The organism is Peribacillus cavernae, from assembly GCF_003989135.1.
Taxonomy (GTDB): Bacteria; Bacillota; Bacilli; order Bacillales; family DSM-1321; genus Peribacillus; species Peribacillus cavernae.
Genome location: NZ_RYZZ01000010.1, coordinates 85,248 through 99,547 on the forward strand (window position 1 = coordinate 85,248; position 14,300 = coordinate 99,547).

Annotated in this window: 15 protein-coding genes and 1 other RNA gene; 13 read left to right on the forward strand and 3 right to left on the reverse strand. The window is 41.2% G+C overall.

The genetic code is table 11. The features are described from left to right. The first annotated feature begins 24 nt into the window (after positions 1–24). The 9 genes from ELQ35_RS10305 (at position 25) to ELQ35_RS10340 (ending at position 8,050) form a co-directional block, all read left to right on the forward strand. A complete protein-coding gene (locus ELQ35_RS10305) occupies positions 25–1,275 on the forward strand; it encodes a ribonuclease H-like domain-containing protein (RefSeq protein ID WP_126864761.1) in 1,251 nt (416 codons plus the stop codon). Between the two features lie 310 nt (positions 1,276–1,585). Beyond that, complete coding sequence (locus ELQ35_RS23435; RefSeq protein WP_281278119.1) at positions 1,586–2,086, forward strand: CotD family spore coat protein; 501 nt, start codon at positions 1,586–1,588, stop codon at positions 2,084–2,086. Between the two features lie 72 nt (positions 2,087–2,158). Beyond that, a complete protein-coding gene (locus tag ELQ35_RS10315) occupies positions 2,159–2,707 on the forward strand; it encodes an SLOG family protein (RefSeq protein WP_126864762.1) in 549 nt (182 codons plus the stop codon). 109 nt (positions 2,708–2,816) lie between these two features. Continuing rightward, positions 2,817–3,128 (forward strand): cell division regulator GpsB, encoded by a 312-nt coding sequence (gene gpsB, locus ELQ35_RS10320; RefSeq protein WP_126864763.1) that lies wholly within the window; start codon positions 2,817–2,819, stop codon positions 3,126–3,128. A 69-nt stretch (positions 3,129–3,197) separates the two neighbouring features. Continuing rightward, an RNA gene (rnpB, locus tag ELQ35_RS10325) (RNase P RNA component class B) lies at positions 3,198–3,586 on the forward strand. 289 nt (positions 3,587–3,875) lie between these two features. Further along, entirely contained in the window at positions 3,876–5,042 is a 1,167-nt protein-coding gene (locus ELQ35_RS10330; RefSeq protein ID WP_126864764.1) for a THUMP domain-containing class I SAM-dependent RNA methyltransferase, read from the forward strand. 206 nt (positions 5,043–5,248) lie between these two features. After that, positions 5,249–5,488, forward strand: coding sequence for a hypothetical protein (locus tag ELQ35_RS10335; protein WP_126864765.1), 240 nt, complete (start codon positions 5,249–5,251; stop codon positions 5,486–5,488). Positions 5,489–5,753: 265 nt separating this feature from the next. Beyond that, on the forward strand, positions 5,754–5,930 hold the full coding sequence (locus tag ELQ35_RS22575; RefSeq protein ID WP_185861720.1) for a hypothetical protein: 177 nt from the start codon (positions 5,754–5,756) through the stop codon (positions 5,928–5,930). A gap of 200 nt (positions 5,931–6,130) precedes the next feature. Continuing rightward, on the forward strand, positions 6,131–8,050 hold the full coding sequence (locus tag ELQ35_RS10340; protein ID WP_126864766.1) for an ATP-dependent DNA helicase: 1,920 nt from the start codon (positions 6,131–6,133) through the stop codon (positions 8,048–8,050). 160 nt (positions 8,051–8,210) lie between these two features. Here ELQ35_RS10340 and ELQ35_RS10345 read toward each other — a convergent pair whose 3' ends face one another. After that, a complete protein-coding gene (locus tag ELQ35_RS10345) occupies positions 8,211–9,380 on the reverse strand; it encodes a GNAT family N-acetyltransferase (RefSeq protein ID WP_126864767.1) in 1,170 nt (389 codons plus the stop codon). A 306-nt stretch (positions 9,381–9,686) separates the two neighbouring features. On the opposite strand from ELQ35_RS10345, the gene ELQ35_RS10350 reads away from it, so the two are divergent. After that, positions 9,687–11,207 (forward strand): carboxypeptidase M32, encoded by a 1,521-nt coding sequence (locus tag ELQ35_RS10350; RefSeq protein ID WP_126864768.1) that lies wholly within the window; start codon positions 9,687–9,689, stop codon positions 11,205–11,207. Between the two features lie 102 nt (positions 11,208–11,309). Next, positions 11,310–11,441 (forward strand): hypothetical protein, encoded by a 132-nt coding sequence (locus ELQ35_RS23440; RefSeq protein ID WP_281278120.1) that lies wholly within the window; start codon positions 11,310–11,312, stop codon positions 11,439–11,441. A 55-nt stretch (positions 11,442–11,496) separates the two neighbouring features. Here ELQ35_RS23440 and ELQ35_RS10355 read toward each other — a convergent pair whose 3' ends face one another. Both ELQ35_RS10355 and ELQ35_RS10360 read right to left on the reverse strand, forming a co-directional pair. Further along, complete coding sequence (locus tag ELQ35_RS10355) at positions 11,497–11,961, reverse strand: hypothetical protein (RefSeq protein WP_126864769.1); 465 nt, start codon at positions 11,959–11,961, stop codon at positions 11,497–11,499. A gap of 15 nt (positions 11,962–11,976) precedes the next feature. Then, complete coding sequence (locus ELQ35_RS10360; RefSeq protein ID WP_126864770.1) at positions 11,977–12,393, reverse strand: hypothetical protein; 417 nt, start codon at positions 12,391–12,393, stop codon at positions 11,977–11,979. Between the two features lie 230 nt (positions 12,394–12,623). Between ELQ35_RS10360 and ELQ35_RS10365 the strand changes: the two genes are divergently transcribed. Then, positions 12,624–13,424 carry a PHP domain-containing protein gene (locus ELQ35_RS10365; RefSeq protein ID WP_126864771.1) on the forward strand — a complete coding sequence of 267 codons (801 nt, stop codon included), beginning with the start codon at positions 12,624–12,626 and terminating at the stop codon, positions 13,422–13,424. Positions 13,425–13,532: 108 nt separating this feature from the next. Then, positions 13,533–14,066, forward strand: coding sequence for a hypothetical protein (locus ELQ35_RS22580; RefSeq protein WP_185861721.1), 534 nt, complete (start codon positions 13,533–13,535; stop codon positions 14,064–14,066). Positions 14,067–14,300 lie beyond the last annotated feature (234 nt).

Genomic DNA, 14,300 nt, shown 5'->3' on the forward strand with positions numbered 1-14,300 from the left:
CTTTTCGGAAAAGAGGTGTAACCATTGTCTTTAAAAAACAAACTTGACCGAATGAAAAGCCATATGAACCTGGAAAACAATGAAAAAAAAGATAAACCGGCATTCGCTGAAAAGGATGCAGGAAATGGAAGCCTCCCATTTCTCGAAACATGGCAAGAAAATGATACGGCAGCCTATTGGTACGATAAAGAACACTGCTTCATCCGGGAGGTACGCTATCCAATTGAATATCAGCACGGTATGTATTCCTTTAAGGAATTGAATGCCATTGTCAGTTTATGGAACGGAGCGTCGCTTGACCATCCGCTTTCGGCGAAAGGACTCGCCGCAGAGGATTTGTTTTTCTTTGATACCGAGACTACCGGCCTTGGGGGTGGTGCCGGCAATACGATCTTTTTGCTTGGCTACGCTTTTTTTGAGAAAGATGCCATCGTTGTCAGGCAACATATATTGCCACAGCCGGGTAACGAAATTCCGCTTTATCAAAGCTTTTTGGAAAATATCAATTATGAGACCCTTGTTACTTATAATGGAAAAGCATTTGACTGGCCGCAGTTAAAGACGAGGCATACCCTGATTAAACAACATGTCCCGTTATTGCCGGACTTCGGGCATTTTGATTTGTACCACGCTTCTAGAAGGCTTTGGAAAAATAAGCTGGAAAAAGTCAAGCTGTCTGCAGTAGAAGAGAAAATATTGGGATTGAAAAGGGAAAATGATATTCCAGGATATTTAGCGCCGATGATTTACTTTGATTTTGTCGAGAGAAAGGATCCAGAGATATTATTCGGCGTCCTTAAGCATAATGAAATCGATGTCCTTTCATTGATCACGTTGTATATTCACTTATCGAAACAAATACTTCAAGTCAACGGATATGGCGAAGAAACACTCGAAATTGCACGCTGGCTTGCTTATCTGGGGAAAAAAGAAGAAGCGTTTGAAACGTACAATCGTCTTCTTCTGGAGGGAAATGCCGAAGAGCGGATAACAGCGAAGCATGCGATCGCTTATCAGAAGAAAAAGAATAACGAGTACGATTCGGCGCTGGGTATTTGGCTGGAAGTCGCCGAAAAAGGCACGGAAAAACAGAAGGCAGAAGCGATACTTGAATCCTGTAAGCTGCTCGAGCACCATTATAAAGACTATGAAAAAGCCATACAGCTATCGTTCCGACTGCTTGCTGAAATCAAGGGCAATTCGAAAGCACTTGAATCGGATCTTTTTAAACGTTATGAACGATTAAAAAGAAAGCAGAACAAGCACCATTTCTGAAACAGTCACAAAAATGTAAAATTTTTTCTTATTTTTGAAAAGAATGATTGTCTCGTAAAGATAATGTGTGTAAAATTAAAAATTGTATGGGAGATTTTAGATTATTAAACGGGGCGGAGAAAATGTATAAAGCGATTTTATTTTTATTTTTCATGGTCATTTGCTTAACGGGGTTTCTTTTTTCGACATTAAAGGATGGATTTTATTCCTTATTATTATAAAATTAGGTTTTTTAACCAGTACACCTGTACCTCTTTTTTCATAGTCTGATATTGTACTAACAAATTATGAAGAAAGGGGACGCTTTCTTATGGAATATATGAAGAAGCATGGTTATGGAGGTCATCATCCTCATGTTATGGGAGCGCAAATGAGCCCATATCCGAGTAAAGGACCTTCGGTAATGGGTGCACAAACGATGCCATGCCCGAGCAAAGGACCTTCGGTAATGGGTGCACAAACTGGCCCTTATCCAGGTCCGGGGATGGGCCCAATGGTTTCTCCTGCATCTTACGGTCCTGGTCCTGGCACAGGCCCAACTAATATGGCACCAACCCAGGTTTCGCCTGCACAGGTTTCACCAACACAGAATTCTGTGAATACAAACGTGATTCCGCATGTCGTGCCTCATGTCCATCCATCACACACAACCAATGTGAATAAACACATATTCAAGCATCAGCACTATTATCCGCACACTGAATCTACAGTAAACGAATGTTACAGCCAGCACATGGTGTGCAGCGGCAGACCGCCGGTTGCGCCGATGCATCACAACCCTTGCTGCCGTCCAAGGCGTTTTGGTTTTTAATTAGATTAGGCAGGGGCTAATACAGCCCCTTGTTCATTTACTATGTCGCTTCCAGAAAGGAATCATCCCTGTTTGAATGTTATTTACATAACCGGCTATAAACCTTTTGAATTCGGGATATATAAAAACGATCATGAAGGTGTAAAATACATCAAGAGGGCAATAAAGCTTCGCCTGCTTCCGTTCATTGAAGAGGGGGCCGAATGGGTGATTATTTCCGGCCAACTGGGCGTGGAGTTATGGGCCGCAGAAGTGGCCATAGAACTAAAGAATGAACATGAACAAGTGAAGCTTGGTGTACTGACTCCATTTCTGAATCAGGAGGAATCCTGGAATGAAGGGAACCAGGAGTATTATCAACGTATTTTATCCCAGGCCGACTTTGTCGATTCGATATCCAAAAAACCATATGAAGGCCCACAGCAATTACGGACGAAAAACTTCTTCATGGTACACAAAAGTGACGGAATGATTATTGTATATGACCAAGAAAGAGAAGGAACTCCTAAATATGCTTTTTCGGAAGCGAAAAAATATCAGGATGAAAGTCCCTATCCGATGATCCAAATATCCCTCGAGGACCTTCAACAGGCAGCGGAGGAGGAAACCTGGAATGACTGAAAACTTCTCGTTTTACTCGCTAAATTGATGATGTATCGTTGACAAATGGAAGTATATTTGAAAAAATAATATAAAATCGATGTATGGTGAAAGTATTGAGGTGAATCTTATGCTATCTGATAAGATAAAATTAACGGCTAAAGACATTCTTGAAAAAGACTTCAAAACGGCAATGCGTGGCTATAAACCGGAAGATGTTGACCAGTTTCTAGACCTGGTTATAAAGGATTATGAAGCTTTCTATCAGGAAATTGAGGATTTAAAGCAAGAAAATCTGAAGCTTAGAAAACAGGCAGATGATATGTCAAGACGCCAGAGCCAGCCGGCAGCGAGCGTTACACCGGGGACGACTAATTTTGACATTCTGAAAAGGCTATCCAACCTTGAAAAACATGTTTTCGGCAGTAAGCTGTACGAGTAAGCATCAATTTGTTTGATTTACCATTGATGTTTGTCTGTGTATTTATTATAATAGGTTATGTTATGCATTACGTTCAGGTAATTGCTGCAGCATTTTGCTGTAGAGGAAAGTCCATGCTCGCACGGGCTGCGATGCCCGTAGTGTTCGTGCCTGGCGAAAAAATAAGCCAGGGCAGCAAGGAAACTTGCTGACGGCAGGGATTATGCCTAAGTCCTTCGGGATATGGCATGAATACCTGTAAAGTGCCACAGTGACGGAGCCTTTTCAGAAATGAAAGGGGTGGAACGCGGTAAACCCCACGAGCGAGAAACCCAAATTATGGTAGGGGCACTTTCTTCCTTGGAAACGAACGAGGAGAAGGACAGGAGTATACTTGCTCTTGTAGATAGATGATTACCGCCGAAGTACGAGATGAATAATCGCTTGCAGTACTGAGGAACAAAACATGGCTTATAGAACGTTTTCATAATTTTCTCCTAAAAGCAGCTCTCCTTTTCGAGGAGGGTTTTTATTTCGCCAAATTTCAAACAGCTGAATGAAGCCGCGATATCGGTAAAACATACATACGCAAGAGTGTAAATACATTAATAAAGACGGAGACTCAACAAAAAAAGGAAGTTCAAGCAACCGAAATCAACAAATTGGCAAATTTGGCAACAAAATTGATATCTGAAATTTAGCAACAAATAAAAACAAAACAAGTTATAGACAGGATTCTGATCTTTTAAACAGGAAGTTGGTGGATGAATGAAACAGTTTGATATCATCGCAACAGCAGCAATGGGGCTAGAAGCCATCGTTGCTAAAGAAGTGCGTGATCTAGGTTATGACTGTGAAGTCGATAACAGTAAGATAATTTATAAAGGGAACGTAAAGGCGATTGCCAGATCCAACATGTGGCTCAGGACTGCTGACCGGGTTAAGATCAGAGTCGGTGAATTCAAGGCAACAAGCTTCGATGAACTGTTTGAGAAAACGAAAGCGCTGAATTGGGAAGATTATTTGCCTGAAAGCGCGGAATTTCCAGTAAGCGGAAAGTCCATCAAGTCGGCTTTATTCAGCGTTTCGGATTGCCAGGCAATTGTAAAAAAAGCCATTGTAAACAGGCTGCAAACACATTACAATAGGACATCCTGGCTTGAAGAAAACGGCCCTCTGTTTAAAATTGAGGTGGCCCTTCATAAAGACATCGCCACGTTGACCATCGATACAAGCGGAGCAGGCCTTCATAAACGCGGATATCGAACCGGACAGGGAGATGCGCCGTTAAAAGAAACGCTGGCAGCGGCGTTAATCAAGCTGACGAATTGGTATCCTGATAAACCGTTTATCGACCCGTTCATGGGATCAGGAACAATTCCGATTGAAGCAGCGTTAATTGGCCAGAACATAGCTCCCGGCTTTAATCGTGAATTCCTTTCAGAAGAGTGGGATTGGATCGGAGAGAAAGTATGGGAAGAAGTGAGGATGGAAGCAGAGGACCTCGCGAAATATGACGCACCGCTGGATATCTCCGGATACGACATTGATCATAAAATGGTTGAGATTGCTAAAGCAAACAGCATTGAAGCCGGCCTTGGCGACTTAATTACTTTCAAACAAATGCAAGTCAGGGATGTGGTGACACAAAAGCAACATGGCGTTATCGTCGGCAACCCTCCATATGGTGAAAGGATTGGTGACAAAAAGGCAGTCGAACAAATGTATAGAGAGATGGGACAGGCCTTCAGCAAACTAGATACCTGGTCGATTTACATCATCACCTCTCACCCCGACTTTGAAAAGCTGTACGGTAAACCCGCTACGAAAAAACGTAAGCTGTTTAACGGTTTTATCAGAACGGATTACTACCAATACTGGGGACAGAGGCCTTCGCGAAAACCGCATAACCACGCAAGTTCTAGCGATAAATAATATTCGTCTCAGTTATTTCGTATAGTATCCGGCATGTGTCTGCAATACTTTTTCGATAAATGAGTCGGAAAAGGAGACGCAGCAAAATGATATTAAAATTTGCAATTACGGAAAGAAGACGTCACTCTTAACGGGGTGACGTTTTTTTGGTGTCAAAGAAGGGGAAAGTCTCAAATTTGTAGAATTAGTTTAAAGGAGGTGTATATATGCGGGAAGGTAATAAGATTACAGGGACTCTTAAGTGTAAAGAATGCGGCAAGGTTAACGAATGGTATTACATTACTGCTGATAATAGTAATTCGGGTAAAGATAATACTTTTATTATCGATACGACTAAAGCTGCGGCTACTCGAACGAAAGGTAGACGGGAACAACCGGAAGAGTTTAGAATATACTGCAAAGGATGCGATCGCACTATATTCTTTGAGTATAATGAAAAGGAGTAGCGCTGACCTTAGGGTTGGCGTTTCTTTATTACCGGCGGCTTCCTTCTTTTTTATCCAACCATCACAAATAACCAGCTCCGCGAATGCTTAACAGCTTCCCTCGAAATCAATCGCGACCAAACTCCTTGTATCAATGAATATGCATTATACCGGGACAACAAAAAGGAGAGAATACGTTCTGCCGTTTAGTGAATGAGCAGGTATAAGCTTCTTATTTTTCGCATAAACTAAACATATCTTTGTGCGAAAAAAGGGGGTAGTGACTGTGGATACAAAATTATTGGATTTTGATTTGATTACAAAGGCTTTGTATACTTCCTATGAATCATTAAAACTTGATGGTGATGAGGACAGATGCCTGGTTCAAATAAAAGATGCTGAAAAGAACCTTTATCAAGCACTGTCATTTCATCTCCAGGGTGATAAAAGAAAAGACGATTAACCATAATTCAAAAAGTTGGACCTTCTGGAGCGGCAAGGAATCGTTTCACTTCAGAGGGACCGGCTCTTTTTTTGATATCAGTCAAGTTTTTTCCTTGACTCCTTCTTTATAATAGGTGATAATTAAAATTTGTATTTATCATAATTTGAACAGCTAAGAGCTTTGCTATGTAGCTTGTACGATATAGAGGGGTGAACAGGATGCTGCAGACGCTGCCTTTTCCAATTACGAAGGATGATTCTTTTTATAACAAGCTTTCTGAGTGGATTGGAGATGTATTTTACGATATTCTGCCTGAAAAAGGGTTTGAAGAACGCGATGAGCAGATTTTTATGGCGTTTCAACTTGAAAAGGCCTTTAAAGAAAAATCGATTGCTTTTGCCGAGGCCGGTGTAGGAACTGGAAAAACACTGGTCTATTTACTTTATGCCATCTGCTATGCCCGTTACACGAATAAACCTGCTATCATTTCCTGTGCTGATGAAACCCTCATAGAACAACTGGTGAAAGAAGGAGGCGATATCCAGAAGCTTAAAAGTGCGCTCGATATCTCGGTGGATGTTCGTCTGGCAAAGTATCATGATCAATATGTTTGCCTCAAAAAACTGAACCAGGCTGTCGAGACGGTCGATTCGGAAGGCATTGACCAACTGTATGATGAACTGCCGAAGTTCGTCCATAACGGAGCCTCCACCTCCATGTCGGCTTACACTCCTTACGGCGACCGCAAACAGTACCCATACTTAAACGACGAAGACTGGGCAAAGGTTGGCTGGGACCAGCTTCAAAATTGTTTTACATGTGATTTGCGCCATCGCTGCGGCCAGACACTTTCGCGGGATCATTACCGCAAGTCAAGCGACTTGATCATCTGTTCCCACGACTTCTTCATGGAGCATATCTGGACAAAAGATAAAAGAAAGCGTGAAGGACAGCTCCCGCTGCTTCCTGAACATAGCACGGTCATCTTTGATGAAGGGCATTTGCTGGAATTTTCAGCGCAAAAAGCATTGACCTATAAAATTGGCGAGACTACTCTCGCCAATGTCCTGCAGTCACTGACTGCTAATAATGTCCGCGATGAAACGCTCTATGTCATCGAGGAACTAATTGATCTGAATGAAAAGTTTTTCAACTTCCTTGGCAAAATTGCCATTCCTGTTCAGGGTTCCAATCGATACCAGATACCTGGTTCTGACCAAATCAGCCATTTTGCCCACAAGCTTCACCAAAAGGTTGAAGAACTGGAAGAAAGCCTTGTATTTGAAGCGGAAATGCATACCATCAATGAATATGACTTGAAAGTTACCGAAGAATATCTGGAACAGCTGGGCTATTCCCTTTCGCTGTTTCTACAAAATCAGCAGGCCGTGACCTGGTTTGAGGAAAATGAAGGGGCAAAAACCCTGGTAATCATGCCAAGGTTGGTGAAAGATATCTTGGCAGAAGAAGTATTTTCAAAAAAAATACCTTATATCTTTTCGTCTGCAACGCTTTCCGAAAATAAATCCTTTGACTACATTGCAGACAGCCTGGGCATCAAAAGTTATATGAGCTTCTCCGTGGACTCGCCTTTTGAGTACGATGAAGCAATGAGGATCTCCATGCCGGTATTTGAAAATGATAATCTCGCGGAAAAAATGGCGTACACGTTAAAAAGCATCGAGCAGGAGCAAGGGAGAACGCTTGTCTTATTCCGTTCCAAAGAAGAACTGCAATGGTTTAAGGACAACTCGCTGCCTTCGAACTATCCCTTTTATTTCGAAGGTGAAGCGGAAATCAGTGACCTTGTGAAAAGGTTCCAGGAAGAGAAGCATTCGGTATTATTTTCCTACCATCTCTGGGAGGGACTTGATATCCCGGGAGATTCCCTGAAAAATGTCGTAATCTTTTCGCTGCCTTTCCCGCCTCATGATCCTGTGTTTGAAGCAAAGCGAGGATCAACTGAAAATCCTTTTGAACAGGTTGATTTGCCATATATGCTGCTTCGTTTACGCCAGGGAATCGGCCGTCTCATCCGGACGTCGCATGATTCAGGAACTGTACACATTCTCACAGAGAAAAACCTGCCGGAAAAGGTCTTGAACAAAATTGTTTCGGTCCTGCCTACAGCACCGTAAAAGGAAAAGCGGCTCTGCTTTTTACTGTAGAGCGTTTGCACTTGTCTGTCCAGCAGGCGACCAAACAATGATCCATCCTAAAAAGTAACATTCATTCTTTAAAGTTGAAAACCGGGGTGACCCGGTTTTCTTGTTATTTAAAGGGTTTTTGACAGAATATTTAAAAGAAGTCAGTGATGAACGGCTGCCGTTTTGGCAACAGTGAATCTAATCTTTGAACCTCTTCAAACATTCCCGATACCAGACCAATTTCCTGCAACCTGCTTGGACGCATATAGCCGAACATGGCAGCGGCCAAAGCGTTGATATCTATCTGGATTCCGGCCTTTTCGTATTTAGGGATATCTTCTGTATTCAACATAGTGACTTCGCCGTCTTTAAGGAGCATGGATTGATTATTCCAGTCTGCGAAAGAATCGGTAATATGTATGACAACTTCCTCTTCAAGACCTTTCCATTCGAAATCATATTGTTTGAAAAATGAGCCTACATCGACGATGCGCGCCATAAAATAAGGTGTTACTTCCGTTTTGACCCTTGGTTCCACAAGACTGAAGATTAACGGATTATTTTCATAGCTTGTCAATTCTACCTCAGCCAGCATCGAATCGTGCTGGCAGATAAAATTCCATAAACCAGATCTGGCTTCATTTTCCAACACAACAAACTCGCCAATGGTCATTTTGTGATTTTTGATTTGATAAAGCATATATCCGGCTGCTTTGCCTTCCTGATCATAATAAACGGCAGCTTTGCTGCCTCCGTAGGTAGAAGTGAGCCACCAGTACTTGTCCCGGGCGAGCATGCCGTTAAATTGTCCGGCAAAACGGTGATAAACCAGCTCCATTTCCTTTGGATAAGAACCATGCGTGAACCGTTTAACAGTACCGGGAACTTGTTCTTTCCTCACGAGATCGGATTTTGTGAGCGTCGACTTTGACCTGCTTGCAAATAGCTCCCACCCATACTTCCTGTAAAATGACTCGGAGAAAGGATGCAGCATGGAAATGCTGTAGCCATGATCCTTCATATATCGAAGGGAATGTGACAGCATTTCTTTCACATTCCCTTTTCTCCGATATTCAGGATAAGTGGCTACACCGGCGACGCCAGCCATTTTGAGGACATTCCTGCCGAGGTATACTTCTAGCGGAATCAGGTGAAGCTTTGCCGCGATACTGCCGTTTTCCAATATACCGAATAATTTGTGCTTCTCAAGATCTTTCAGACGCTTCTCAATATCCTCTTCAGGTACTTGATATTTAAAGGCATATTCGGACAAGGCAATCGTCTCGCGGTAGTGACTTTCTTTTAACGTGAGCACGTTCATCTGATCATTCCTTTCTACATGACACTTTCCTATTAGCAGTTTCCTATTCTAGCATATTCGCAGGGTTATTTCTTGTTTTTGGTGCAGTCTTCTTCTTGTTCGCACAGCTAAAGCATTCCAGGCTTTTTCCGTCTGACACACCATCGAGAAAGCCATCCCGGCAATAGACCTTTTTTCCACAGTCGCTGCAGTGACCAATAAATTCAACCATTGTTTTCACTTCCTTTCCTGTAGGTAGCTAAATAATGGCAATATCACCTTTATTATATGATAAAATAAAACCGTAATGCAAAAGGAGGAATCGATATGACAGCCGTAATAGAAATGGTAGAGAAAGAGTTTTTAGAGTATGTGAAAAAGATTTCCGCTTATGGCGAGGCACTGGGACTCATTTACTGGGATCTGCGGACAGGAGCCCCGAAAAAAGGAGTCGACCAGCGATCTGAAGTTGTTGGCATGCTATCTGGTGAAGTATTTACCATGTCAACAAGCGAAGAGATGGCAACATTTATAACCAGCCTTTCGTCTGAGGAAGCAAAAACGGCACTCTCGCAAACAACAAATAAAATAGTTGAAGAATGCAAAAAGGAATATGACAGGAACAAGAAAATTCCTGCCGAAGAATATAAGGAATTTGTCGTGCTGCAATCAAAAGCGGAAAGCGTCTGGGAAGATGCAAGGGAAGCAAACGATTTTGCGATGTTTCAACCGTATCTGGAAAAGATCGTAGCGTACACAAGGAAATTCGTTGACTACTGGGGCTATGAAGACAACCCATATAATACCCTGCTGGATATGTACGAACCGGGAATGACCGTGGACGTCCTTGATCGGGTATTTAGTGAACTGCGCGAACGAATCGTTCCATTGGTTAAGGCGATATCTGAAAGTGAAAACAAGCCTGAGACCTCATTCCTGTTTAAAAAATTCCCGAAAGAAAAACAAAAAGAATTCAGCCTTGAAATCCTTAAACAGCTTGGCTACAACTTCGAAGCAGGCCGTTTGGATGAAACGGTCCATCCGTTTGCAACGGGGATCAACATTGGCGATGTACGGATCACAACCCGTTATGATGAACATGATTTTAGAGGCGCGGTTTTCGGAACGATCCACGAATGCGGCCATGCGATTTATGAACAGAACATTGCTGAAGAATTGACAGGAACGTTATTGGATGATGGCACTTCGATGGGAATCCATGAATCCCAGTCGCTATTCTTTGAAAACTTTGTCGGCCGAAATTACAGCTTTTGGAAAAAACAATATGACCTGCTGAAGCAGTATGCCCCAGGCCAATTTGATCATGTAGAACTTGATGACTTCTATCGTGCCATTAACGAATCGAAGCCGTCTTTAATCCGCGTTGATTCAGATGAACTTACATACCCACTGCATATCATGATCCGTTATGAAATCGAGAAAGCATTATTTAATCATGAATTGGAAGTCAAGGATCTGCCGGAAGTATGGAATAAGAAATACGAAGAATACCTGGGAATTACCCCGGAAAATGATGCGGTAGGAGTGCTTCAGGATGTCCACTGGTCAGGCGGCAGCTTTGGTTATTTCCCTTCATATGCGCTTGGATATATGTATGCTGCACAAATTAAGCAGGCAATGATTAGGGATTTGCCTGAATTCGACCAGCTTCTGGAAGCAGGCAACATTACGCCGATAAAAAATTGGCTCAACGAAAAAGTTCACCAATTCGGAAAAACGAAAAAACCATTAGAAATCCTTGAAACCATCACGGGTGAAGGCCTGAATGCGAAATATCTAATACAATATCTTGAAGAAAAGTACAGCAGTGTTTATCGATTGAACTAAGTGACAGATTTTACAAGTATATATCAATCAAATAAATAATCAGCAACAATTTCTTCTTCGAGGAATATAATGAAATTATATTACGTTAGAAGGAAAGTGGACATGTTGGAAAAAAAATATTGCTTGCATTGCCGTACGATCCAGGATGAAGCAAAGATTTGCAAAATTTGTGGCAGAGATCAGTTTCAATCCATTATCATCCACGTGCAGTACCATTCGCAAACGGATAAATAAAAAGAACTTCATTTTTCGGAAAATGGAGTTCTTTTTATTCTTAGTGACAAAGAAATCAGACCCTGTAAGAAAAGCGTAAGAGAAGGGAGGACAACAGAGAAAGTAATGTGAGAAAAAGCGTGATAAGAATGATATTGCGGTCAAGCAATGTGCTAAATTGAGATGGCAGGCCGCACAAGGATGGATCTATGATGACTGCAGCCAGCATGGTTCCCATTAGTGATCCAATAGTTCCGTTAAACAATCCGATAATCAATGATTGAAACGTAATAAGGATGCCGTATGACAGGCCAATTATGCTTCCGGCAGCAGCTGAAATAAATATCAGAACACTGAATGACACAGGCAGCGTAAAAAATAACGCTGTTCCCAAAGATAAACTGAATATTAGGCTTGCACTGAAAGAAATAGTCATGCCGTACCGGTCAGTAAACAGTTTGCGTTTTTTCTTCATGGTAAGGAAAAGAACGGCAGGAATAAGAATATTGATTCCAAGCATCGTGTATAAGTAAAGAATCATCTATACATCCCTCCGTTATGTTTGTCTGGCTGATGAAAGCACCAGCAGCAATGAAGCGAAAAACAGGCATTCCGCAAATGATAAAAATAAAAAGCTGTTTTTTGCTACAGCCCCCACCATCGGCGACATCATTCCCATCATCAATCCGTTGCTGTACCCTGATAATAGAGTTTGATAATCAAAGAAACTGCCGAAGATACTGCCTACAGCCATACCTAACAGGGTTGCGGCAATTGTAACCGGCAAAAAATGAAAAGGGTACACATAAATAAATATGATCCCCGATGTGAAGGCGAAAAATCCGCCTGCTACCATTGAAATCGTCATTCCCAATTGAAAACCGATAAGTTTACGCAGCTTGTAAATATAAACTAAAACACAGCCAATGAGCAGGATGTTGATATAAAATAGTAAAAAGTAGAGAGAAACCATTTGAACACCTCAACTTGTTTCTTATTTTCACTAAAAATGTTTTACCGCTTTCTTGGTAATCTTTCTGATTACTATATGCATCTATCCATGGGAAGGTTTTTTGTTATCCTATATTTAAAGTGCGTCTGCAGCCGATAATTAACGTGACGTATAGAAGGCTGTTCGCACATGAAGGATAAATAAATCATATTCTGAAAAACTAAATAACTATTGAAGGTTGGGACTCATTTATGGACTTAACTAAAATTGTACAATCCGGGCATTTTGATTTGCATATGCATACAACAGCTTCCGACGGTGAATATACGCCTGAAAATCTTGTGAAAAAAGCGCATGGTATTGGATTGAAAACCATTGCAATAACTGATCATGATACATTGGCTGGATTGGCGGCAGCTATAAAAACTGGCGAGGAGCTCGGCATAACCGTTATTCGCGGAATTGAATTAAGCACGAAGTATAAAGGGAAAAGCGTAGATATCCTTGGATACAATGTAGCTGAAACAGCAGGTTTGAATCGTATTTTGCAAGAAATGCGTACGGAAAGGGAAGAGCGTGCGATTCGAATTATAAAAAAGTTTGAAAAAATAGGAATGCCGATAACATTGGATGATGTGAACAAATATAGCGGGGGAGAGGTCATAAGCAGACCACATATTGCAAAAGCGATCGTTGAAAAAGGGTATGTACAAGATTACCAGACAGTGTTTGATTCTTACCTGGCAGATGGTAAACCTTGTTCAATTGACAAACTGATTATCTCACCGCAGACAGCCATTGATTTCATTCATGAATCAGGCGGTATGGCGGTTTTAGCGCACCCTGTACTTATAGGAGACGATGAACTCATAAAGGAATTACTCCACTTTAATTTTGATGGCATTGAAGTATGGCACCGTAAACAAAATCAAGCAGATAATGACCGGTACAAAGCTCTGGCGAAACAATTCAAGTTAGCAGCCACAGGCGGTTCTGATTTTCATAATGACGAACATCAACTGGGGGTATTTGGTTTTCATGCAATTGATTGAAGTGTAAAGCAGAGTTGAAAAATTTCAGGAATTTGACATGAAAGTCTAATCTTTCCTCCTGCTTTTGAATATATTATGTTATCAAACAATGAAGGGGGGATGAATGGAATGGCGAAAGAAGAAAGAAAAGAAGAACGAGAAAAGAGAGCTGATGAAATGAAGAAAAAACGCGAACAGAAGGAAGAAGAAAAGAAAGAAAAGCGTGAACAGAAGGAAGAAGAAAGAAAAGAAAGACACAAACAGAAAGAAGAAGAAAAGAAAGACAAGGAAGAAGAGAAAGAAGAAAAAGAAGAAAAGAAGGAAAAGCGTGAACAGAAGGAAGAAGAAAGAAAAGAAAGACGCAAGCAGAAAGAAGAAGAAAAGAAAGACAAGGAAGAAGAGAAAGAAGAAGAGAAAGAAGAAAAAGAAGAAAAAGAAGAAAAGAAGGAAAAGCGTGAACAGAAGGAAGAAGAAAGAAAAGAAAGACGCAAACAGAAAGAGAAGGAAGAAAAGAAAGAAGAGAAAGAAGAAGAACAGGAAGAAGAAGAACAGGAAGAAGAAGAAGAAAAAGAGAAAAAAGGGAAACGTAAAAAGACTGAAGAAGAAAAAAAGGAAAAGCGCGAAAAAAGAGCAGGAGTAAAGCACAGTCAGAAAAAAGCATAACATAAAAAGAAGAAGAAAATGAGCAATAAAGTGAATATAAAAATGAAAGGCTGTTGTTACTACTAAAACAACAGCCTTTTGTTGTACTATAAAACAGGTTCGAATCGGCTATAACAATCAAATCAACCAATGATGATCTTTGCGTAAAATATAAAAGTCACCCTGTTTCGGCCTTCTACAGGATGACTTTGTAAAGTGAAACTTCCCAGTGGGGGTTTTCTTCATCACTACCTT

Bases quoted from the DNA above. Each gene is read 5' to 3' on its own strand.
- ELQ35_RS23435 (WP_281278119.1), top strand. From the start codon at position 1,586: ATGGAATATATGAAGAAGCATGGTTATGGAGGTCATCATCCTCATGTT.
- gpsB (WP_126864763.1), top strand. From the start codon at position 2,817: ATGCTATCTGATAAGATAAAATTAACGGCTAAAGACATTCTTGAAAAA.
- ELQ35_RS10330 (WP_126864764.1), top strand. From the start codon at position 3,876: ATGAAACAGTTTGATATCATCGCAACAGCAGCAATGGGGCTAGAAGCC.
- ELQ35_RS10335 (WP_126864765.1), top strand. From the start codon at position 5,249: ATGCGGGAAGGTAATAAGATTACAGGGACTCTTAAGTGTAAAGAATGC.
- ELQ35_RS10340 (WP_126864766.1), top strand. From the start codon at position 6,131: ATGCTGCAGACGCTGCCTTTTCCAATTACGAAGGATGATTCTTTTTAT.
- ELQ35_RS10345 (WP_126864767.1), bottom strand. From the start codon at position 9,380: ATGAACGTGCTCACGTTAAAAGAAAGTCACTACCGCGAGACGATTGCC.
- ELQ35_RS10350 (WP_126864768.1), top strand. From the start codon at position 9,687: ATGACAGCCGTAATAGAAATGGTAGAGAAAGAGTTTTTAGAGTATGTG.
- ELQ35_RS23440 (WP_281278120.1), top strand. From the start codon at position 11,310: ATGTTGGAAAAAAAATATTGCTTGCATTGCCGTACGATCCAGGATGAA.
- ELQ35_RS10355 (WP_126864769.1), bottom strand. From the start codon at position 11,961: ATGATTCTTTACTTATACACGATGCTTGGAATCAATATTCTTATTCCT.
- ELQ35_RS10360 (WP_126864770.1), bottom strand. From the start codon at position 12,393: ATGGTTTCTCTCTACTTTTTACTATTTTATATCAACATCCTGCTCATT.
- ELQ35_RS10365 (WP_126864771.1), top strand. From the start codon at position 12,624: ATGGACTTAACTAAAATTGTACAATCCGGGCATTTTGATTTGCATATG.
- ELQ35_RS22580 (WP_185861721.1), top strand. From the start codon at position 13,533: ATGGCGAAAGAAGAAAGAAAAGAAGAACGAGAAAAGAGAGCTGATGAA.